Origin of the sequence: Vibrio vulnificus NBRC 15645 = ATCC 27562 (assembly GCF_002224265.1) — a bacterium.
GTDB lineage: Bacteria > Pseudomonadota > Gammaproteobacteria > Enterobacterales > Vibrionaceae > Vibrio > Vibrio vulnificus.
This window is the reverse complement of record NZ_CP012881.1, coordinates 2,854,008-2,873,972: the sequence shown is the minus strand read 5'-3', so window position 1 is coordinate 2,873,972 and position 19,965 is coordinate 2,854,008. Positions and strand designations below refer to the sequence as shown.

Below are 19,965 nucleotides of genomic sequence, written 5' to 3'. Positions count from 1 at the left end.
CTGATTATCCATTGTTTCACTTCCAAGTGGTTTAAGCGCTTATCTAGGCACGTTTAACGCTGCAAAATCACTGCTCTGATTTACCAACCCCATACGGGCATCAAGGGCCACCATTGGAATTATTTACTTTTTTGTAAATATCAAATGACCTGACCTATATTCAAATGGCTAACGCTCATTATGCTGAGCATTGAGGAGAATGATCATGAGTCAGGCTGCGTTAATAACTCGATTAAATGAATTACCACGTATTCAAAGTCTGCTGCAAGAATTACTGGAGATGGTTAACCAAGAAGAGGTTAACTTTGGCGCTTTAGCGAAAAAGATATCAATGGATCAAGTGCTCAGCGCCCGATTGCTACGTATGGCCAATTCCGCCCACTTTGGTGGTACGAAATCCATCGCCACCATCAATGATGCTTTGATTCGTGTCGGCACGGGCCCTGTGAGAACGCTAGTGGTCGCCTCGGTACTTTCCAGCGCTTTCCCACGGGTCAAAACCTTGGATATGGAAAAATACTGGACCGACACCTTCGAGGTTTCGGTCATCTCGTCCAAATTGGCGGCAGAAGCTGGAATGGACGTCAATGAAACCTTTACCACTGGAGTCTTGCACAACATTGGCGAGTTGATGATCCACACATTAGTGCCCGAACAAGCCATGGAGATTAACCAACGCGTTAATAAAGGTGCAGACGCCATTGCCGTACAAGAAGAGCTACTGAATGTCTCATCACCAACATTAGGAGCCAAATTGGCACGAAGTTGGAAGTTTCCTGAAGAGATGGCGGATGCAATTGAACATTTCCATGAACCCAGAGAGGCCGATGTATCACCAAAGCTCGCGACCATTATTCATTTCGCTCGTGCAATAAACAAAAGTTGGGATGATTTTAAAGATCCCAGTGAAAAAGCACATTTCCTAGCCAATCATCCCGATTCACGGCTGCTGTGTATCTCCGCCGCTTTTGTCGACAAAATTGATAAAGTGAGAGGAAACGGGCGTGATTTGGCAATGCAAATGGTGGCCGCTTAGCAGTGGCTGAGCTAACTTGATTTAGTCTTACAATCAAACAATCGGGTGAACAGCCATGAAAGCGCCTTCACTCGGTTGTTTTCATTTGACCTACCGCTTTTCGTTGCAGCCCTCTTTTATAACAACAAACTTTCAAGCGCCTGCAACTGGGTAATGGCCACGACCTGAGGTGGCGGTGTATGCCGGTGATGATTCAACCAAATGGCGGAAAGCCCTGCCTGCTTGGCCGGAATGATGTCCTTCTCTAGACTGTCTCCAATCATACAAAGCTCTTGGGGCTTTACCCCCAACGCAGAGGAAATGGCGAGATAAAAGTCACTTGAGCCTTTGAGAAACGGAATGTTTTGCCGATTAAAATAGCCTTTAATGAAAACATCGATTTCAGCACGTGCAAATGCTGCATGAATATCTTTAATTGTTGAATCACCAGCACCGGTTGCAACGTAAAGTGGATAGACAGAGCTCAGTTTTCTTAAGGTCTCAGAAGCACCATTAACCAATTGAATTTTATCCCAATACCTCATCTTTCCTTGCTGAGTTTTGTCATCAATCATGAGAGTATCTCCCCAATCAAACAAGATCGCTTTATGCATTGTTCCTCCATGAAAATTCGCTGGCCTTTTTACCAACCTCTCAATAATAAACTCTTGTCGTAATAATCAATTTTATTCATTAGACTCAAGTGATAAATTGTCCGTTAATTCGCGCAACACGCGTTGCGTGCCAGGCCATGAGAGGGACTTTCCACTCATGTTTTGTTCTTAATATCCGTTGCTGTATTTCGGATATACTCTGTGAGATTAGATGTGGAACAAACATCCAAATTAGACCGCGTTCGCGCCGACTACAACGTGCACTACTGGAGTCAAGGTTTTTACGGTATTGACGACCAAGGCGAAATGTACGTTTCCCCACGTAGTGATAATGCCCATCAGATTCAGCTAAGCAAAATCGTTAAGCAGCTAGAAGAGCGTCAGCTCAATGTACCTGTGCTGGTTCGATTTCCGCAAATCCTGCATCAACGTGTGCATTCAATCTGTGACGCGTTTAACCAGGCAATTGAAGAATATCAATACCCGAATAAATACCTGTTAGTGTACCCAATCAAGGTAAACCAACAGCGTGAAGTGGTAGACGAGATTCTTGCCAGCCAGGCACAACTGGAAACCAAACAGCTAGGCCTAGAGGCAGGCAGTAAGCCTGAGCTTCTCGCCGTTCTAGCCATGGCTCAGCACGCAAGCTCTGTTATCGTTTGTAACGGTTATAAAGACCGTGAGTACATCCGTTTGGCACTGATTGGTGAAAAACTTGGTCACAAAGTCTTCATCGTACTTGAGAAAATGTCCGAGCTAGACCTTGTGTTAAGAGAAGCAAAAAGTCTTGGTGTGACACCCCGCCTTGGTATCCGTATTCGCCTTGCTTCTCAAGGTGCAGGTAAATGGCAAGCCAGCGGTGGCGAGAAATCGAAATTTGGTCTCTCTGCATCACAAGTGCTGAATGTGATCAGCCGTTTGAAGAAAGAAAACCAACTCGATACCTTGCAGCTCGTTCACTTCCACCTAGGTTCGCAAATGGCAAATATTCGCGATGTGCGTAATGGTGTAAATGAATCGGCACGTTTCTACTGTGAGCTGCGTACATTGGGTGCCAACATCACTTACTTCGACGTGGGTGGCGGCTTAGCGATTGACTATGATGGCACTCGCAGCCAGTCTTCCAACTCGATGAACTACGGCTTGGTGGAGTACGCACGCAATATCGTCAATACCGTGGGTGACGTGTGTAAAGATTACAAGCAACCAATGCCAGTGATCATTTCTGAGTCTGGTCGTTCACTGACAGCACACCACGCAGTGTTGATCTCGAACGTAATTGGTACTGAAACTTACAAACCAGAAACCGTGACAGAGCCAGAAGAAGACTTCCCTCTTCTACTGAACAACATGTGGCGCAGCTGGTTGAACTTGCACAATGGCACCGATGCTCGTGCACTGATCGAAATTTACAACGATACGCAAAGCGACTTGGCGGAAGTGCACTCACAGTTTGCGACCGGGGTATTAACCCTTGAGCATCGCGCGTGGGCAGAACAAACATCGCTGCGTATCTACTATGAATTGAACCGTTTGATGAGCACGAAGAACCGCTTCCATCGCCCAATTCTTGATGAATTGTCAGAGCGTTTAGCGGATAAGTTCTTTGTCAACTTCTCACTGTTCCAATCATTGCCAGATTCATGGGGCATTGATCAAGTCTTCCCTGTTCTGCCACTGTCTGGCTTACAAAACGCCGCTGATCGCCGTGCAGTAATGCTCGACATCACCTGTGACTCAGATGGCGCGATTGACGCCTATGTAGATGGTCAAGGCATCGAAAGCACACTGCCAGTGCCTGCATGGAACGAAGATGAGCCATACTTGATGGGCTTCTTCCTCGTGGGTGCATACCAAGAAATTCTTGGTGACATGCACAACCTATTTGGTGATACCCACAGTGTTGTGGTGAACGTGGGCGACCAAGGTGAGATCAACATCGATTTCATCAACGAAGGCGACACCGTCGAAGACATGATGCGTTACGTACACATCGATGTAGACCAAATTCGCAAAAATTATCACTCTTTGGTATCGCAGCGCGTTGACCAAGAGGAACAGCAACAGATTCTAGCAGAGCTTGAACAAGGTCTGTCTGGTTACACCTATTTAGAGGATTTCTAAATGAATGATTTGTTTACTAAAACTGATTATTCACTCTACTCAAACTCGATGAGTTTTGTGCGTCGTCCGTATGTCAAAGATCCTGTCGCAGCAGACGCTGATCTCGTCGTTTTTGGCGCACCGCTAGACATGGCAACCTCTGGTCGTCCTGGCGCGCGTATGGGCCCAGATGCGATCCGTCGTGCATCGGTGAATCTTGCATGGGAAGGTAAGAAATTCCCGTGGGATTTCAACCTTTTCAAAAAGGTGAAAGTGATTGACGGTGGCGATCTTGTCTTCGATTGTGGTGATGCAGAAGACTTCACTTACCGTATGGAAGCAGCTACCTCTGCGATCCTAAAAAGTGGCAAAACAATGCTTGGCCTTGGTGGTGATCACTTCATCACGCTGCCTATTCTGCGCGCTTACGCAAAACACTACGGTGAAATGGCACTGATCCACTTCGATGCACACACCGACACGTACGCAAACGGCAGCAGTTATGACCACGGCACCATGTTCTACCATGCGCCAAAAGAAGGGCTTATCTCTCCTAAGCATTCAGTACAAGTCGGTATCCGTACTGAGTACAAGCAAGAAGGTCACGGCTTTAACGTCATCAATGCGATGCAAGCCAACGACATGAGCGTAGAAGAGATCCTTGCAGATATCCGCCGCATCGTGGCAGATAAGCCGGTGTATGTGACATTTGATATCGACTGTCTCGATCCGGCTTTTGCACCAGGTACCGGTACACCTGTCTGCGGCGGCTTGAACTCGGACAAGATTTTGAAAATCATCCGTGGCCTAAAAGACGTTAACATCGTTGGTATGGATGTGGTGGAAGTCTCTCCTCCATACGATCAAAGCGATTTGACTGCACTGGCTGGCGCAACCATCGCACTGGAACTTATGTACGCTTGGGCAGCAAATAAAGAGTTTGAATCAGAGTTCTAAGCGAAGACTTTGAAGCAAGACCACCAAATCCGATAAACTCTGTTTATCGGATTTTTTTATGCTTACTTTTCATGTTCTCCACTAACGACCCTAAGGCTATTCTACCTCCTCCTCAGCCCCTATCTTTGTTATCTCAAACCAAGGAATCATTAATGAACGGATCGTTAAGTAAAAAATAACCATTAGTTTTTCTAATGAAAAAGATAGATTTTTATCTTGCTTAAGATCACATTTTCAGATTGATCACAATGCCATCAACGACTAATATCTCGCGCCGTAAATCCCTATAAAACTCATTACTTGGCAGTCTTTACCGATCTGTCATGGTCTTTTTCGTTTTTAATTTAGCCGGAGAATTTGCGCAGATGTCCGCGTCATTTCCATTAGCCAAGCTTACCTTTTTGATCGCTATTTTGACCGCTGTGGGTCAAATGACTCAAACCATGTACGTGCCATCAATCGGACACATGGCCAGTGAGTTTTTGGTATCGCCTGCTGCACTGCAGGCTGTCATGGCGTGCTATTTGATCCCTTACGGATTATCGCAATTTGTCTATGGTCCACTGTCGGATCGCCTTGGCCGTAAACCGATCATCATCGCCGGTCTATTGATTTACATTGCCGGCACTATGCTGTCACTGTTTGCGCACGAGTACACTTGGTTCCTTGTCGGTAGCTTCGTTCAAGGCTTGGGTATCGGTTGTGGTGGTGCGATGTCTCGTACCCTGACTCGTGACTGTTTTGAAGGCGCAGAATTACATCGCGCCAACAGTTTGATCAGCATGTGCGTGATCTTTTCACCGCTGATGGCTCCTGTATTGGGCGGCGTGCTGACGGAAACCTTTGGCTGGCGTTCAAGTTATTTGTTTTTGGCACTGTTTGCTATTGCGGTCATTATTACCATGATGACCAGCATGATGGAGACGTTGCCAAAAGAAAAACGTAAACACGAGTCTGTCACGCGCAGCTACCACTACGTTTTATCCAACAAACGTTTCCAAGGTTATTTACTTTGCCTAGTTGCGACCTTTGCCGGTGTGGCGGTTTTTGAGGCAGCGGCGGGCGTGCTATTAGGCGGTGTGTTAGGGCTGCCTGCGACTATCGTCAGCATTCTATTTGTATTGCCGATCCCGGGCTATCTGATTGGTGCTGGCTTATCAAGCTACATTGCTCAGCGTCGCTCACAAAAGCGTGCTCTGAACGTTGGCTTGGTCGCAATACTGATCGGCGCAGCCGTGGTGCTGATTCCAGGTCTGTTTGGTCAAACAACGGCACTGACGTTGGTCGGTGGTGCGACGATTTACTTCCTTGGTGCAGGCATTTTGTTTCCAGCGGCGACCACAGGCGCACTGGCTCCTTTCCCTTATCACGCGGGAACCGGAGGCGCTATTTTGGGCGGCATGCAAAATCTAGGTGCAGGTATCGCGACATTAATCGCCTCCTTGTTCCCAGCCCAAGATCAACTGCCTCTTGGCTGCCTCATGCTCGCAATGTCCATCCTTGCGATGTTAGGGTTGCGTTTGGTCTATCGTAAACCGGATTCTTCCAATGAAATGCCGCTGGCAATCTGATCTTTCTAAGAGGCGATTTCATCGCCTCTTTTTTATTTTGCTACGATAGCGATTATCCACCATCTGCAATGCGTTCAAGTGCTTCAATTCTACGCCATTGGTTTGCGTCGAAGCTGGTTTCTCTCAACATTGTGATTTGTTGGCGCTTTTGCTCATCGCTCAAGCCGAGGTCATCAAGAATCGTATTACGTTGCTCTAAGTAATGTTGAAAAACGCGATCAAACTCGGCGCGATTTTGGTCCAACACTTCCAGTCGCTGTGCTCCAGCCTCGCCCACGAGTTCCACTCGCTTGAGATAAGTGGTTTGTGCATCTTCTCCTTGCGCTAATTCACTCATCAATCGGCGGTTGGCTTCACTTTCTTGAACGTATTCCGGTTGCAGTGCCAAATGATCACGCCAGAGCTGTTTCTGCTCTTCTGCTGAATAGCCCTGTTCACTCAAGCGCGCTTTTTCCAGAGCAAGCGCCCTTAATTGGTTCTCCTCGCCAAAAATCAGGTCGATTTGTTGCGCTGAAAAGTACTCTCGCTGTAGATCGAGTATCGCTTGATGCAAGGTTTCTAATGAGGTGATGTCTGACCCCGTTATTTCAATATCTAAATCAGCAAGAGCTTGCTTGTAGCGAAGGTAAAGTGCGAATAGCTGCTCATCCAACTGCAATTCGCCTAACGCCCTCTCTTCGCTAACCACATCTTGCGTTATTGCCTGCAAAGGTTTTTCACCTAGCGTGGAGAGTGAGTAGTCCAAAAAGGCCTTGGGCGATGTGTTATCAACCGAGGTATCGTGCTGAGAGGTGGCACGTATGTCTTTTTCCACCACAGGCTCCGAAGGTAAAAAATAGACCGCACCGAGGCTCCCCAAGGCGATCATGATAATGGTCAGTGCGGTCTTTTTCATAGTGTTACCTCTAAGGCTACAGTCCTTGTAGTTTCAGACGATTGGCGTGCTGGCGATAAAGGGTGACGGGATCCGTTTCAAACAAATGATGAATACCCAGCAGGCCATTGATCTCATCTAAGTGATTCATTTTGTAGTCGTCACGAATCACTTTACCCAAATGGGTACTGCACGCGCCAACAAGGCCATCGTTCGCTTCACCACCGAACGCCAGACCAAGAATAGCCATTGGTGCATCGGCGGGATCCAAAACATTGGTGTAGGTGCTCGAACCCGTCCACGAGTAGTAATAGACGCCATTGCCAGCCAACCTCTCACCCTCGCCACACTCGGTTTGAGGCACTCCCTCTGGGTAGAATTGGTTAAAGCGCAATGAGCCTTGTGTTGTCAGTGCATCCAGCGACGCGAGCGGATCTTGATCCAAGCCACTGCCCCCAGATAGTAGCCCAATCAGGCCGCTAAGCCCCTCCGCGAGCTTCACTGCCAGTGCTTCGGTGACCGAGCCTTCGGAAACATGACCTCGGACTAAGTCCGCCACTTTAGAGCCCTTATTGACTCCACCTATACTGGTTACTGACGCCACGAGATCAGGCCGAACAGAAGCAACATAGCGAGCCGTCGGACCACCATGGCTGTGACCAACCAAATTGACCTTTGCTGCGCCAGTGGCTGCCAACAACATTTCCACTTGTGACAGGAGCTGCTCACCACGCACTTCGCTGCTGTTGGTAGCAGAGACTTGCGCGACATACACCTTGGCACCATCTTTGGTTAAGGATTCAGGAATACCATAGAAATAATCCACGCCCGCCAACTTATCAAAGCCAAACAGACCATGGACTAACACGATAGGATAACGCGTTTGCGTATACCCCGTTTGATTGAGGGATGAGGTGCTGGTCCCTGCGAGGGCAGCAGCACTCATACACCAGAGAGCAGCGAACAATATTTTCCGTTTCAAGTTATTTTCCTTCTACTAATCGGACCTCTGAGGAGCCAATTAAAGGTAGAAGGGAAATTCAGCGAAAGTGGCATTATTAACTAACATTAGCTTAACATTCGTGAGCCTATCTTGCAGTTCAACAAGAATGGTAAACATCACACGATACCGCACGAAGTAAGGCTCTGTTTTAATTAGCTTTTGCTAAATTTTGGTAATCACTTCACTCTTCACGGAGTTCGCAATGAAGCAGTGCTGGTGTGCTAAGTGATGCAGTTTTTCCAAAGCTTGTCGATCAGGCTGCTTGTCACCGGAAAAGCGGATTATTGGTCGTAAAATCACTTTGGCCACCCACATTCTGCCCTGCTCATTCTCTTCCATGATTCCCACAGCGTCGTCGATGTATTCGTCAATCACGTAGCGCTGTTTTGCGGCAATACCAAGGAACGTCAACATGTGGCAGCTTGAAAGAGCAGCAACAAACGCCTCCTCAGGATCGACATTTTCCGCCACAGAAAGCGGCAGTGGCACCACATGTGGCGATGCCGACGCCGGTACCTGCACACCCCCATCAAATTCCCACATGTGACCTCGGCTGTATTGATTATCAGAGAACGCTTCGCTCGCCTGACGCTGCCACACTATTTTCGCTTTGTACTCCGCCATCTTCCCTCCATGAATGGCAAAACCGGCTTTTATGCCAAAAGTTTTAATTGGAGAGAAACACTACGCCACTCTCGGTTTCCAATGCAACTCTGTCTTCTTGTAACTTGATGTGCAGCAATAAGCCGTTGAGACGAATGGTGTGATCTTCGTATTTATAGATGCTGGTGTAGCCTTCTTCCCCACCGGGATGGGAATAGAGCGCCGTGCGGGTTTGGGTATCAAACTCAATCACGCTCTGTTCTAGGCAAGAATGGCAACGCGCTGTCTCTTGCTGCGGATATTGCTCGACAAAGACGCGCCCCATGATGTACTTATTGAGCATGCTCTCTTCCATCGGATCAGACCAAGTGTCGTTTGCCCAGACCACCGAAGAAAAAAGTATAACCACCACCACAAAGGTTAAAAATGCAGAATGGATGTAAATGGCATGTGTAATTTTCATTGTTTTTCATCTAGTTAGCTTTATAAAAAGATGATTATAGAAAACCCTTTTGATATCAAGACAATCTCGATTCTGATATTTTATGGCCTCATAAGCCAACCAGAATAACGCGGATTGATTCACTTGCTTACTCCGCCAAACCACGCTTTCACGCAGAACTGCGTTACAATAAGCCCATCCTATTCGAGTTTACTGTAAAGCCACATCGCACTTATGTACGACACCCATATAGAACTGCAACACATCTTGTTAGAAGTGAAAGCTGAACGTTGGCACGCCATCGAACGCTTCCTTTTCCCTTATTATTGCTATCAGCACCAATTGCTCACGCGTCAAGGCAAGCCAGATTGGCACTTAGCAAGAGAAAAGTTGCCTCGTTCGGTTTCAGTTGTCACCACTAAGCAATGTGTTATTGAGCCACTTGTGCCTCAGCAGAGCATCGTCGGTTTGCTGAAAGCCCACTGGAAAGACCATGAGCAGATCTCTTTGGTATCGCTGACGTCGCTGTTTGAGCAATGGCTGCACTACGCTGTGATCACCAAAGATGAACAAGCGAGCCTGAAAAAAGCGGGGTTAGAAAACGCCATGCCAAAGGAGTGGTATCAGGATGAACAACCATCGATGGAAGCACGTTTCGAGAAAGTGGGGATAAAAATAAACCGCTAACAAAGTAGCGGTTTATAGGAACAATTTCGCGTCAGCTTATAGGAAGTGTAGCGTCGCGTTAAGTGAGAATGTACCCACGTCATCTTTGTCCATGGTGTAGTTCATGTAGCTTGCGCCAACAGAAAGTGGACCAAAGATAAAGTATTCAGCGCCCACGCCGTACATGATATCGACACCGTCATCATTGGAAGAAGAAAGACCAGTCACTTCTTTGTCCCATGAGTGCAAACCGCCTTTTGCCCAAATGTGCAGTGGACCAAAATCGATGCTTGGTTTTAGCGCCGCGTAGTAAGAGCTCAACTTGGTGTCACGCTTAGTGCCTGAGTAATCGATACCAAAAGTACCGTGTTGAGTGATACCACCTTCAATACCGATGATAGGTAGAATACCAGTACCTACATGCAGTGAGTAAGACGTGTCGCTTTCGCCTTTGTAGTCAGACTGACCTACACTCGCACCGCCGTAAATCCATGAATCTGCCATCGCAGTTGATGACGCGCCGATAAGCGCTAGTGCTAAAAGAGTCTTTTTCATTGTTAACCTTCTCTTGTTTACTAGTCAGTCATTCAGGTGGCATGGTTTTGCCACCTGACCGACATATCAATATCCGTTATTATAGCGTCTGCAATTTATATGCCTACCGCAAAACAACGTATTAGCAAGCTTCTATAGCGTTTTTTACTCGTTTATCGGAGACCGGATAAGGTGTTCCGAGCTGTTGAGCAAAGAAACTGACTCGCAGCTCCTCGATCATCCAGCGAATCTCTTTCACGTTTTCCGGTACCGCTAATCCTTTCGGAATCTTGTTCAATAGTTCTTTGTAGTCTTTGACTACCGACTCAATCTTCAACATATGTAAGCGATCTTTGTTCGGGTCGATAGGCAGTTTTTCCATTCGACGCTCAATCGCTTTCATGTAACGCAAGATATCTGGCAGTCGTTTCCAACCACATTCCGTGGCAAAGCCTTTGAAGATCAGGCCTTCGATTTGCGCTTTGATGTCCGACAGGGCAAATGCCATGGTGAAATCAATCTTGCCTTTGAGCTTTTTGTTGATGTTGAAGGCCGTGGTCAAAATCGTTTCCACTTGCTTGGCGATATCCACCACCGTATCGCCCAATTCTGCGCGCACGTGTTCCTTCAACGCTTCAAATTTTTCTGGCTCCCAAACCAAGCCGCCCCGCTCTTCAATCAGCTTGTCAACGCCACAAGCAATGCAGTCGTCAATCAAATCAAGCACTTTGCCGTACGGGTTAAAGTACAAACCCAGCTTCGATTTGTTTGGCAAGTTTGCGTGCAGATACTTAATCGGCGATGGCACATTCAACAAAATCAAACGGCGTTGACCAGCTTGCATCGCACTGATCTGCTCTTGCTCGGTTTCGTAGAGCTTGATCTCGACGCTGTCTTTGTTATCGACCAGCGCAGGGAATGCCTTAACCTGATAGCCGCCGCGTTTCTGCTGATATACCTGTGGCAACTCACCAAAGCTCCAAGTGTGTAAACCTTGTTGCTCGATATCGTCATCCGCCACTTTTGATAAGGTTTCTTGTACCTTCTCTTTCAGGCTTTCTTTTAGCTCATGGAGATCTTTGTGCTCTTTCAGTTTACGATTTCTTTCATCAACCGCACGGAAAGTCACTTTCAGATGGTCAGGAACTTGATCCAGTTTCCAATCTTCACGCAGCACCGTCGCCCCCGTCATACGGCGTAGCTCTTTCTCTAAAGCATCGAGCAACGGCATTTCCATTGCAGTGACGCGAGACAAGAATGCATCGGCGTAATTTGGCGCAGGCACAAAGTTTTTGCGCAGCGTCTTCGGTAGCGACTTAATCAAGCTCACCACCAATTCATGACGCAAGCCCGGGATTTGCCAATCGAAGCCCGCCGGATCAATTTGGTTCAAAATCGGCAATGGAATGTGCACCGTGACGCCATCGCTGTCGTCACCCGGCTCAAACTGGTAGCTCAACTTGAGCTTCAAGCCATTCTGATGCCAGAAATTCGGGTAATCCAAATCCGTTACGTGGCTTGCATCGCCTTTGAACAACATCTCTTTTTCAAAGTTCAGCAATTCAGGCTCTTTCTTCGATGCTTGCTTCCACCAGGTGTCGAAATGACGGCCAGAGACCACTTCCGTGCCAACGCGTTGATCGTAAAATTGGAACAGCTCTTCATCGTCAACCAAAATATCGCGACGACGAGATTTGTGCTCCAGCTCTTCCACTTCGAGCAGCAATTTACGGTTTTGTTTGAAGAAGGCGTGTTTGGTTTCCCAATCGCCTTCCACCAGCGCACTGCGAATGAAGATTTCACGACTCACTGATGCATCGATATTGCCGTAGTTCACCAAGCGCTTAGGCACAATCGGAATGCCATAGAGCATCACTTTTTCGTACGCCATCACGGCGGCTTGCTTCTTCGACCAATGCGGTTCGCTGTGGCTGCGCTTAATCAAATGCTTCGCCAGTGGTTCAATCCATTCTGGCTGAATTTTGGCGATAATTCGGCCCCACAGTTTCGAGGTTTCTACCAGCTCTGCCGACATCACCCACTTTGGCTGCTTCTTGAAGAGACCTGAACCAGGGAAAATATGGAAACGGGCATTGCGTGCACCGTGATACTCATTTTTCTCCTGATCTTTCATCCCAATATGCGATAACAGGCCAGTCAAAATTGCGCTGTGCACCGCATCGTAAGAGCCGGGCTCACTATTGAGCTTGAACTCCATCTCACGCATCGATTGATGGATCTGGAAGTAAACATCTTGCCACTCACGAACACGCAAGTAGTTGAGGTAATCATCTTTGCACTGACGACGGAACTGGTTACCCGACAATGCTTTTTGTTGCTTCTGAATGTGATTCCACAAATTCACAAAGGTGAGGAAATCAGAATCTTCATGGTAGAAGCGACGATGCTTATCATCTGCCGATTGCTGTTTGTCTGACGGTCGCTCACGCGGATCTTGAATCGACAAGGCCGCCGCAATGATCATGACTTCTTTCAAACAACCCAATCTTGGCGCTTCCAATACCATGCGCGCTAAGCGAGGGTCAATCGGCAAACGAGCCAACTGCTTGCCCACCGCGGTGAGGCGTTTTTTCGGATCTTTGGCATTGCTGTTGATGGCGCCCAATTCTTCAAGCAAGCGCACACCGTCAAGAATGTTGCGTTTATCTGGCGCTTCAACAAATGGGAACGCTTCAATATCGCCAAGGCCCAAAGCTGTCATCTGCAAGATAACCGACGCTAAGTTGGTACGAAGAATTTCAGGATCGGTAAACTCCGGACGTGAATTGAAATCGTCCTCAGAGTAGAGACGAATACAGATACCCTCTTGCACACGACCACAACGACCTTTTCTCTGGTTAGCACTGGCTTGAGAAACCGGCTCAATGGGCAGACGTTGTACTTTGGTGCGGTAGCTGTAACGGCTAATACGTGCAGTACCTGGGTCAATCACGTACTTGATGCCCGGCACGGTTAATGAGGTTTCAGCGACGTTGGTCGCTAAGACAATGCGGCGGCCAGTATGCGGCTGGAAGATTTTATTTTGCTCGCCCGCAGAAAGACGCGCGTACAGCGGCACAATCTCAGTATCTTTAAGCTTACGTTTGGCCAGCGCATCCGCGGTATCGCGAATTTCACGCTCACCATTCATGAAGATAAGAATGTCGCCTAAGCCTTCGTCGCACAGCTCGTCAACCGCGTCAAAGATGCCTTCAAGTTGATCACGATCGTCTTCGGTTTCCCCCCCTAGCGGACGGTAGCGCGTTTCCACAGGGTAAGTCCGTCCCGACACTTCAATGATCGGCGCGCCGCCAAAGTGGTTGGAGAATCGCTCTGGGTCAATGGTTGCCGATGTGATGATGACTTTCAGATCAGGACGACGTGGCAGCAACTCCTTCAAATAACCCAAGATAAAATCGATGTTCAGGCTGCGCTCGTGCGCTTCATCGATGATGATGGTGTCATATTGATTGAGGAAACGGTCGTGTTGGATCTCGGCCAGCAAGATACCGTCTGTCATCAACTTAATTTGCGTATTTTCAGAGAGTTGGTCGTTAAATCGAACTTTATAGCCGACAAAATCACCCAGTTGAGTTTCCATCTCTTCGGCAATGCGATTGGCCACCGAGCGTGCCGCCAATCGACGTGGCTGCGTATGGCCAATCAAGCCAAACTTACCACGGCCTAATTCGGCACAAATCTTAGGTAACTGCGTGGTTTTTCCTGAGCCCGTTTCCCCCGCCACAATCACCACTTGGTGATGAGCAATGGCATCTGCAATGTCATCTTTCTTCTGACTCACAGGCAGGATTTCTGGGTACTCAATTTTCGGTTGATGGCGGCTGCGCTGTTCCACTTCCATCATCGATTTTGCGATGTCTAGTGCGATCTCATCAAACACCGCGTTGCGGGCCGATTCTTTGTTAATTTTACAGGCACCTGCAATGCGCTTACTCAGACGAAAGCGATCTTTGATCAAACACTGACTGAGCGCCTTGCGTAATGACGCGGCGCTGTTTGCTTGAGCCTTTTGCTCAGAAGCATGGGATTCTGTATTTGGCTGTGACGAAGTCAAAGCATTTCCTATTATTTTCATGGGATAAAACTGCGCGGATTGTATCACAGGGCGGCGCATTCCGCGAAGCGTGTAAGGCGCGTGATGCAACAACTTATTTACAGCACAAATCAATAATAAAAATCAGATTTTAAAATGCTATGAAACATCAAAAATCAACTGCGATTAGAGCAAAAGATTTAATCGTGACATTCCACCAGAATTTGCAAATTCGTTGTCAATTTACAAGCCAAACCATTAATTTGTAAGAATTTTCCTTCAATAAAATTGTTTTATCTCGAAGTACTATTTCCTTCGAAACCAAGCTCATTGGAAAGTGAAACAATAAGGAAAAAACATGTACAGAAAAACCACAACACTCGCCGGCTTGATGCTAACGGTTGGGTTCGCGTTGAATCCGATCTCTGCAGCATTGGCGGAAACGGTGCAAATCGGCGTGCAAGCGCCTTCGGAAAGTCAATGGTGGAGCACTTATCGCGTGCAAGTGAGCAACGCCGGTGATAGCCAAATTGAGATGCGTGAATCGAACATAGAGTTTGTTTTGCCTAGTGCGGTCAACGATGTTCAATGGGCGTCAGAGCACCTTTCTTACCCAAGCAGCGCCATCACTCATCAACCCATCCAAGGTGGCGTAAGGCATATCGTGACGTTTCAATTTCCTCAAGAGGATTGGGTCAAAACCACTTTGCAAGCCAATCAATCGTTTCAGTTGACCATAGGTTACAACGGGCAACTGAACGATTTGGCCCGATTTGAACAGAGCATTAAATTCAATGGCGACGGGGGCACTCTTCCTCCAGTGGATCCTGAGGTTGAACTCACCATTCTTGCACCTGTTGAAGGTGCCACGCTCACCGTATCAGAACCGACTTCTATCTCCATTTCTCTTTCTGGTCCGGCAGACAAAGTGGAGTTTTGGGCCGAAAATCGTCGACTTGGCGAGCAAACAGTAGACGAAAACACGCAGGAATATCAGCAAAGCTGGACACCTAACACCACAGGTACGCAGACTGTCACCGCGCTGGCGTTTGACCACGCAGGTAAACAGTTGGAATCACAAAGCGTTTCGGTTTCCGTCATTCCCGATCACCAGCACAGTGCGCCAGAAGTTCGCTTCCTGACACCACAAAGTGGTCAGAGCTTTAAGAAAACAGAACGTATTGCCATTGCGGTTGAAGCCTTTGATGCTGATGACGATTTAAAGAGCGTCACCTTAGATGCCAATGGCGTGGAGATTTGCCAATTTGAACCTGCCGAAAGCACGCCTTTCGAATGTGAATGGCAGCCTGTCAATGCTGGTAGCGTGACGCTTTCGGCCACCGCAGTTGATGAACAAAAACTGCAAAGCGTGGCGCAAGTGAGCATCTCCGTGACCGAATCCAGTAACAGTTGTGGCGATGTGCCTCGCTATCAAGATGGCGTCAATTACCAAGTGGGCGATCAAGTTACCAATGTCGGCGAGATCTTCTCTTGTAAAGTGTTTGGCTGGTGTGGCAACCCTGTATGGGCACCTGGAACCGGACACCCTAGCTACCCAGACGCTTGGAAAGATGCCTGGGATCAAGTTGGTCAATGTGACCCTAATTACGCACCTGAAGTCGATCTGCTTTCACCATCGAATGGCGATCGCCTCACACCAAACCAACCATTCGATGTCGTGTTAACTGCGACTGACGAAGACGGTGATATCGAAAAAGTCGAGGTGCTACTCAATGGAAAAGTGGTTGCGACCGCTGACGGCCAACAAGATGTCGACGCTTATCGCCTCACCGTGGCGGGACAAGCAGAGGGCATGTACCAATTGACGGCGATGGCCTATGACGACAAAGGCGCGAGCAGCGAAACGTCGCCGATTACTGTAGCAATCACGGATAAAACATTGGTTGTAGGGCTCACCTCGCCAAGCGACGGTTCGGTCTTTACCCAAGGCCGTGCGATTACATTGACCGCCGATGCGTCCAGTTTTGTTGGAGAAGTCACGCAAGTGCGTTTCTACGCCGATGATCTGCTGATTGCGACGGTAACACAAAGCCCATACCAACATGAGTGGTTAGGGGCGCAGCTTGGTCAACATCAGCTTTACGCCATTGCGACGGATTCCAAAGGCAACGAGCAAACCTCGGTGGTTTCTCATATCGAAGTCAAAGAAGCCAAGCCCGATACTGGCTTACGTGACAACCCAGATCGCAGCATCACCTATCTCACCTCTTGGGGTTTAACGAACATCGAAGAGCTTCAACGCTCTCAGGGGGATGCTTACTTCCTCTCCTTTGGTAAATGGGACAGCGCTGGCAATATCCAAATCAGTGACGACATGCTAACCCCAAGCTACAACTCAGATTGGATGTCACCAACGTATCAATCGTGGACGGAACTCAAACATGCCCAGCCACGCAAAGCGATGATGGTGGCCTTTGGCGGTGCGACGTACGAAAGCATGTGGAATGACATGGCGACTGAGCAAGGTCGTCAGAATATCGCCAACAGTTTGGTGAAACTGATGAACCAGCCTTACCCTGTTTACAAACGCAATTTGAAACCGGAAGAGATGGTTGGCGAGTGTTTGGCAACGGATTGGAGCGGCCAATGTGACTACAGCAAATATCAGCTCGCAGGTTACGTTTCAATTGATGGTATTGATTTCGACTACGAGACGACCGCGCGCTTGACCGAACAATCGAATCGCAATTTGGAAGACCTGATTCAACGTATTCGTGCTCAAGTGGGTGACAGCAAGTTGCTCTCACTGACCACCTATCACGTCGGTGCCGATCCGGAATCGTGTTCAAACCCTGCCGTATATGACGACTGTTCATTTATTGAACCCGCCCGTTCGATTCACCACGGTGAAGTGATTTCTTTGCTGCAAAACACCAAACAGAGCATCGATTTCTTCAATGTGATGGCCTACGACGCTGGCGAAAACTTCCGATATGAAGTGGCAATGGCAAACTACGCTAAGCACGTGGGCGATCCGTCGAAAATCATCCTAGGGGCGACCATCAATAGCCAGTGGGGACCAAATGGCCGCTTTGTCGAAACGCGTGAGAACAATATCGAGCGTGCTCGTTGGCAAAAACAGAATGGCTACGGTGGCTTCTTTATTTGGACATTAGGTTCCAATACTGAAAGCCTCTCAATGGCAGAACAAGTGGATTACTTTAATCAAATGATCGAACAAAACCAGTAATTCCCTGCCTCCAAGAGCCGCGTTGCGGCTCTTTTTCTTTCTTCCTTTCGTGCATCCCCCACGGCTACATTAGCAATGACTCATTCAGTTTTTTCGAATGAGATGAGCAAATTTCGACGCTTCATCCCCAGCCTCGGCCCGATACAATGGCTCCATAGTTTGAACACTCATTGAAGGAATTCATTATGTCTCGTTTACTGGTATTAAAATCAAGCATCCTTGGTGATTACTCTCAATCAAACAAACTGGTTGACGAGTTCATCAATAAATTCGACCAACAAGACGTTGTCGTTCGTGATCTGGCCCAGCAACCATTGCCTGTTTTAGATTTCCAAGTGGCGACAGCATTGCGCGCAAGCGGTGATTTAAGTGAAGCGCAACAGGCTATTGTTGATCTTTCTGACCAACTGATTGCCGAAATCAAACACGCTGACACCTTAATTATTGCTGCCCCTATGTACAACTTCACCGTCCCGACCCAGCTTAAAAACTGGATCGATTTGATTGCTCGTGCTGGCGTTACCTTCACTTATACCGAGCAAGGTCCGAAAGGACTGATCGAAGGTAAGAAAGCGGTTGTTGTAACGACTCGTGGTGGTATTCATAAAGACGCAGCGAGTGACATCATCACTCCATACCTAAAAACCGTATTAGGGTTTGTTGGTATCACAGAGGTTGAATTTGTTTACGCTGAAGCACTCAACATGGGTGAAGACTTTGCCTCTAAAGGCTTGGCTTCAGCAAGTGAGCACCTTGCTGCGCTAACCGCTTAAGTACGCCAACAGCTTAAGTCATAACACCCGTACCGATTCCACTGCCTGGTACACCAACGGATTGAACGCACCTTGCCCACTTAGTGCCAGTTTGTTTGCGCCCTCACATGATGTGAGGGCTTTTTTCATCACGTTTCTACCCTTGCGTTACTCGATCAACGAACTGCTGATCACTTGATCGGCGATCTGCTCAAACACGCGCTCTACACTAAACAAACTCGCCACATGATAAAACTCCGGCCCAGACGCGCACGACTGCATCAAGCGCTGACTTGCCGCACCTCCAAAATTGATGGTGATGACTTTTACATCACGACCCGGTTGCTTGAGCTGGGTACAAATCAATTTCATTTTTTTATCGCGAAACGCAGGGTCGATTAAATGGTTGCCATCGGAGAACATCACCAAGTACTTACTGCTATTTTCATCACCGTAATGCCGGGGCAACTGCGGGCGAGAAGCATCCCAAATCCCCTGCCAATACGGCGACAAAAGGCGCATCGCCCAGACCATTCCTTCCGCATTATTGGTGTTCATGCCTGGGACTAAACGCTGAACCGTGGATTCAAAGTGCCTCCGCTCGGTAATAAAAGGCACAATCGGGTTCACATGACATTCAATGTCATCAAAAATCGCCTTGTCTTCATGAAACGGTCGATAGTTCTCACGCGTGTTGGTTGATGGATAGACAGCGGGATCCAACGGCGTGCCATCGTCAAAAACCGAGACCGCCGGTTTGTGCATGGGGCGAATTATCCGCTTGGAGTTGTTGTTTGCGAACTGAGGCTGCTTCTCCAAATTGCGGAAATAGCGCAAACCGAGTGTGCCCGGATTGTTCCCCTCGTACTCCAAATCGCGACACATGGCATTGCGTTTCCTCCCAGGTACCGCAGGCGCACGGCCGTTGCCTCGGTCAAACATGTCACTCCAACCATTTTCTCGTTTGACTTGTGCATGATTGTGGCGGCGAAAAGCGCCAAGATAGATCTCCTCCATTGGGCCAGTGTTCACATTCCCTGAAGCGGGCACGATGCTCACCACGTAATTTTGATTGCGATTGCCTCGCGAATACAGCTTATCAGCAAAGGCCAGCAACGCTTCTTTGGTTTTTGCCATCGGCTCGCCGGACATGGAGTTTGAAACATCCAGCATAAAGACAATTTCCGCTTTATTGCTGCTTACACCGGCTTTGGCATGAGCTGAAATTGGCACAATTTCGGAGGCAGCGACATTGAGTGAGTTGGGCACAAAATCGAGCTCTACTTGTAAGTTTTCTTCTTGTTCATCGCGCTGATGTGTCAGACGAACGTCTTGCATAAAGGGGCTCGCAGCACCTGAACTGAGGTTTGCATTCAGTAGTTCAACAGCGGTCGCTTCTGGCACTTCGCTAATAATCGCGGAGGCGAGTGCCGCATCCGTAGCGTTGGCGACTTGGTTGTGCACGCTGTAAATACGCATCACATCCGTCACCCAGGCGGCAAACACCAACATGCTCACTAACATCACCAGCATAAAGACGGAAATACCGCCAGCTTGCTTGCGCAT

General features: G+C 48.0%; 15 protein-coding genes. 7 read left to right on the top strand and 8 right to left on the bottom strand.

Annotation, left to right across the window (positions count from 1 at the left end; genetic code table 11):
• The first annotated feature begins 205 nt into the window (after positions 1–205).
• A complete protein-coding gene (locus AOT11_RS13215) occupies positions 206–1,036 on the top strand; it encodes an HDOD domain-containing protein (RefSeq protein WP_039539633.1) in 831 nt (276 codons plus the stop codon).
• Positions 1,037–1,152: 116 nt separating this feature from the next.
• On the opposite strand, the gene AOT11_RS13210 is transcribed toward AOT11_RS13215, so the two are convergent.
• On the bottom strand, positions 1,153–1,590 hold the full coding sequence (locus AOT11_RS13210; RefSeq protein ID WP_225452697.1) for an HAD family hydrolase: 438 nt from the start codon (positions 1,588–1,590) through the stop codon (positions 1,153–1,155).
• Positions 1,591–1,842: 252 nt separating this feature from the next.
• On the opposite strand from AOT11_RS13210, the gene speA reads away from it, so the two are divergent.
• From speA to emrD, 3 genes are all read left to right on the top strand, one after another.
• Positions 1,843–3,753 (top strand): arginine decarboxylase, encoded by a 1,911-nt coding sequence (gene speA / locus AOT11_RS13205; protein ID WP_013571559.1) that lies wholly within the window; start codon positions 1,843–1,845, stop codon positions 3,751–3,753.
• Positions 3,754–4,689: an agmatinase gene (speB, locus tag AOT11_RS13200; protein WP_011080223.1), complete on the top strand. Its 936-nt coding sequence runs from the start codon at positions 3,754–3,756 to the stop codon at positions 4,687–4,689.
• Positions 4,690–5,054: 365 nt separating this feature from the next.
• Entirely contained in the window at positions 5,055–6,260 is a 1,206-nt protein-coding gene (gene emrD, locus AOT11_RS13195; RefSeq protein WP_026050552.1) for a multidrug efflux MFS transporter EmrD, read from the top strand.
• A gap of 52 nt (positions 6,261–6,312) precedes the next feature.
• Here emrD and AOT11_RS13190 read toward each other — a convergent pair whose 3' ends face one another.
• The 4 genes from AOT11_RS13190 to AOT11_RS13175 form a co-directional block, all read right to left on the bottom strand.
• Positions 6,313–7,155 carry a lipase secretion chaperone gene (locus AOT11_RS13190; RefSeq protein ID WP_017421091.1) on the bottom strand — a complete coding sequence of 281 codons (843 nt, stop codon included), beginning with the start codon at positions 7,153–7,155 and terminating at the stop codon, positions 6,313–6,315.
• A 16-nt stretch (positions 7,156–7,171) separates the two neighbouring features.
• Entirely contained in the window at positions 7,172–8,080 is a 909-nt protein-coding gene (locus AOT11_RS13185; protein ID WP_086016756.1) for an esterase/lipase family protein, read from the bottom strand.
• 219 nt (positions 8,081–8,299) lie between these two features.
• On the bottom strand, positions 8,300–8,761 hold the full coding sequence (locus AOT11_RS13180; RefSeq protein ID WP_017421093.1) for an OsmC family protein: 462 nt from the start codon (positions 8,759–8,761) through the stop codon (positions 8,300–8,302).
• Positions 8,762–8,804: 43 nt separating this feature from the next.
• Complete coding sequence (locus AOT11_RS13175) at positions 8,805–9,203, bottom strand: hypothetical protein (RefSeq protein WP_017421094.1); 399 nt, start codon at positions 9,201–9,203, stop codon at positions 8,805–8,807.
• A 213-nt stretch (positions 9,204–9,416) separates the two neighbouring features.
• Here AOT11_RS13175 and AOT11_RS13170 point away from each other — a divergent pair, with 213 nt between their 5' ends.
• Positions 9,417–9,869, top strand: coding sequence for a hypothetical protein (locus AOT11_RS13170; RefSeq protein ID WP_017421095.1), 453 nt, complete (start codon positions 9,417–9,419; stop codon positions 9,867–9,869).
• 36 nt (positions 9,870–9,905) lie between these two features.
• Here AOT11_RS13170 and AOT11_RS13165 read toward each other — a convergent pair whose 3' ends face one another.
• Positions 9,906–10,403: an outer membrane beta-barrel protein gene (locus AOT11_RS13165; RefSeq protein ID WP_011080213.1), complete on the bottom strand. Its 498-nt coding sequence runs from the start codon at positions 10,401–10,403 to the stop codon at positions 9,906–9,908.
• A 121-nt stretch (positions 10,404–10,524) separates the two neighbouring features.
• Positions 10,525–14,478, bottom strand: a complete 3,954-nt coding sequence (gene hrpA / locus AOT11_RS13160; protein ID WP_399462698.1) for an ATP-dependent RNA helicase HrpA — start codon at positions 14,476–14,478, stop codon at positions 10,525–10,527.
• A gap of 316 nt (positions 14,479–14,794) precedes the next feature.
• Here hrpA and AOT11_RS13155 point away from each other — a divergent pair, with 316 nt between their 5' ends.
• Both AOT11_RS13155 and AOT11_RS13150 read left to right on the top strand, forming a co-directional pair.
• Positions 14,795–17,647, top strand: a complete 2,853-nt coding sequence (locus AOT11_RS13155) for an Ig-like domain-containing protein (protein ID WP_017421097.1) — start codon at positions 14,795–14,797, stop codon at positions 17,645–17,647.
• A 185-nt stretch (positions 17,648–17,832) separates the two neighbouring features.
• On the top strand, positions 17,833–18,420 hold the full coding sequence (locus tag AOT11_RS13150) for an FMN-dependent NADH-azoreductase (RefSeq protein WP_017421098.1): 588 nt from the start codon (positions 17,833–17,835) through the stop codon (positions 18,418–18,420).
• Between the two features lie 147 nt (positions 18,421–18,567).
• On the opposite strand, the gene AOT11_RS13145 is transcribed toward AOT11_RS13150, so the two are convergent.
• Positions 18,568–19,965 carry a VWA domain-containing protein gene (locus AOT11_RS13145; protein WP_017421099.1) on the bottom strand — a complete coding sequence of 466 codons (1,398 nt, stop codon included), beginning with the start codon at positions 19,963–19,965 and terminating at the stop codon, positions 18,568–18,570.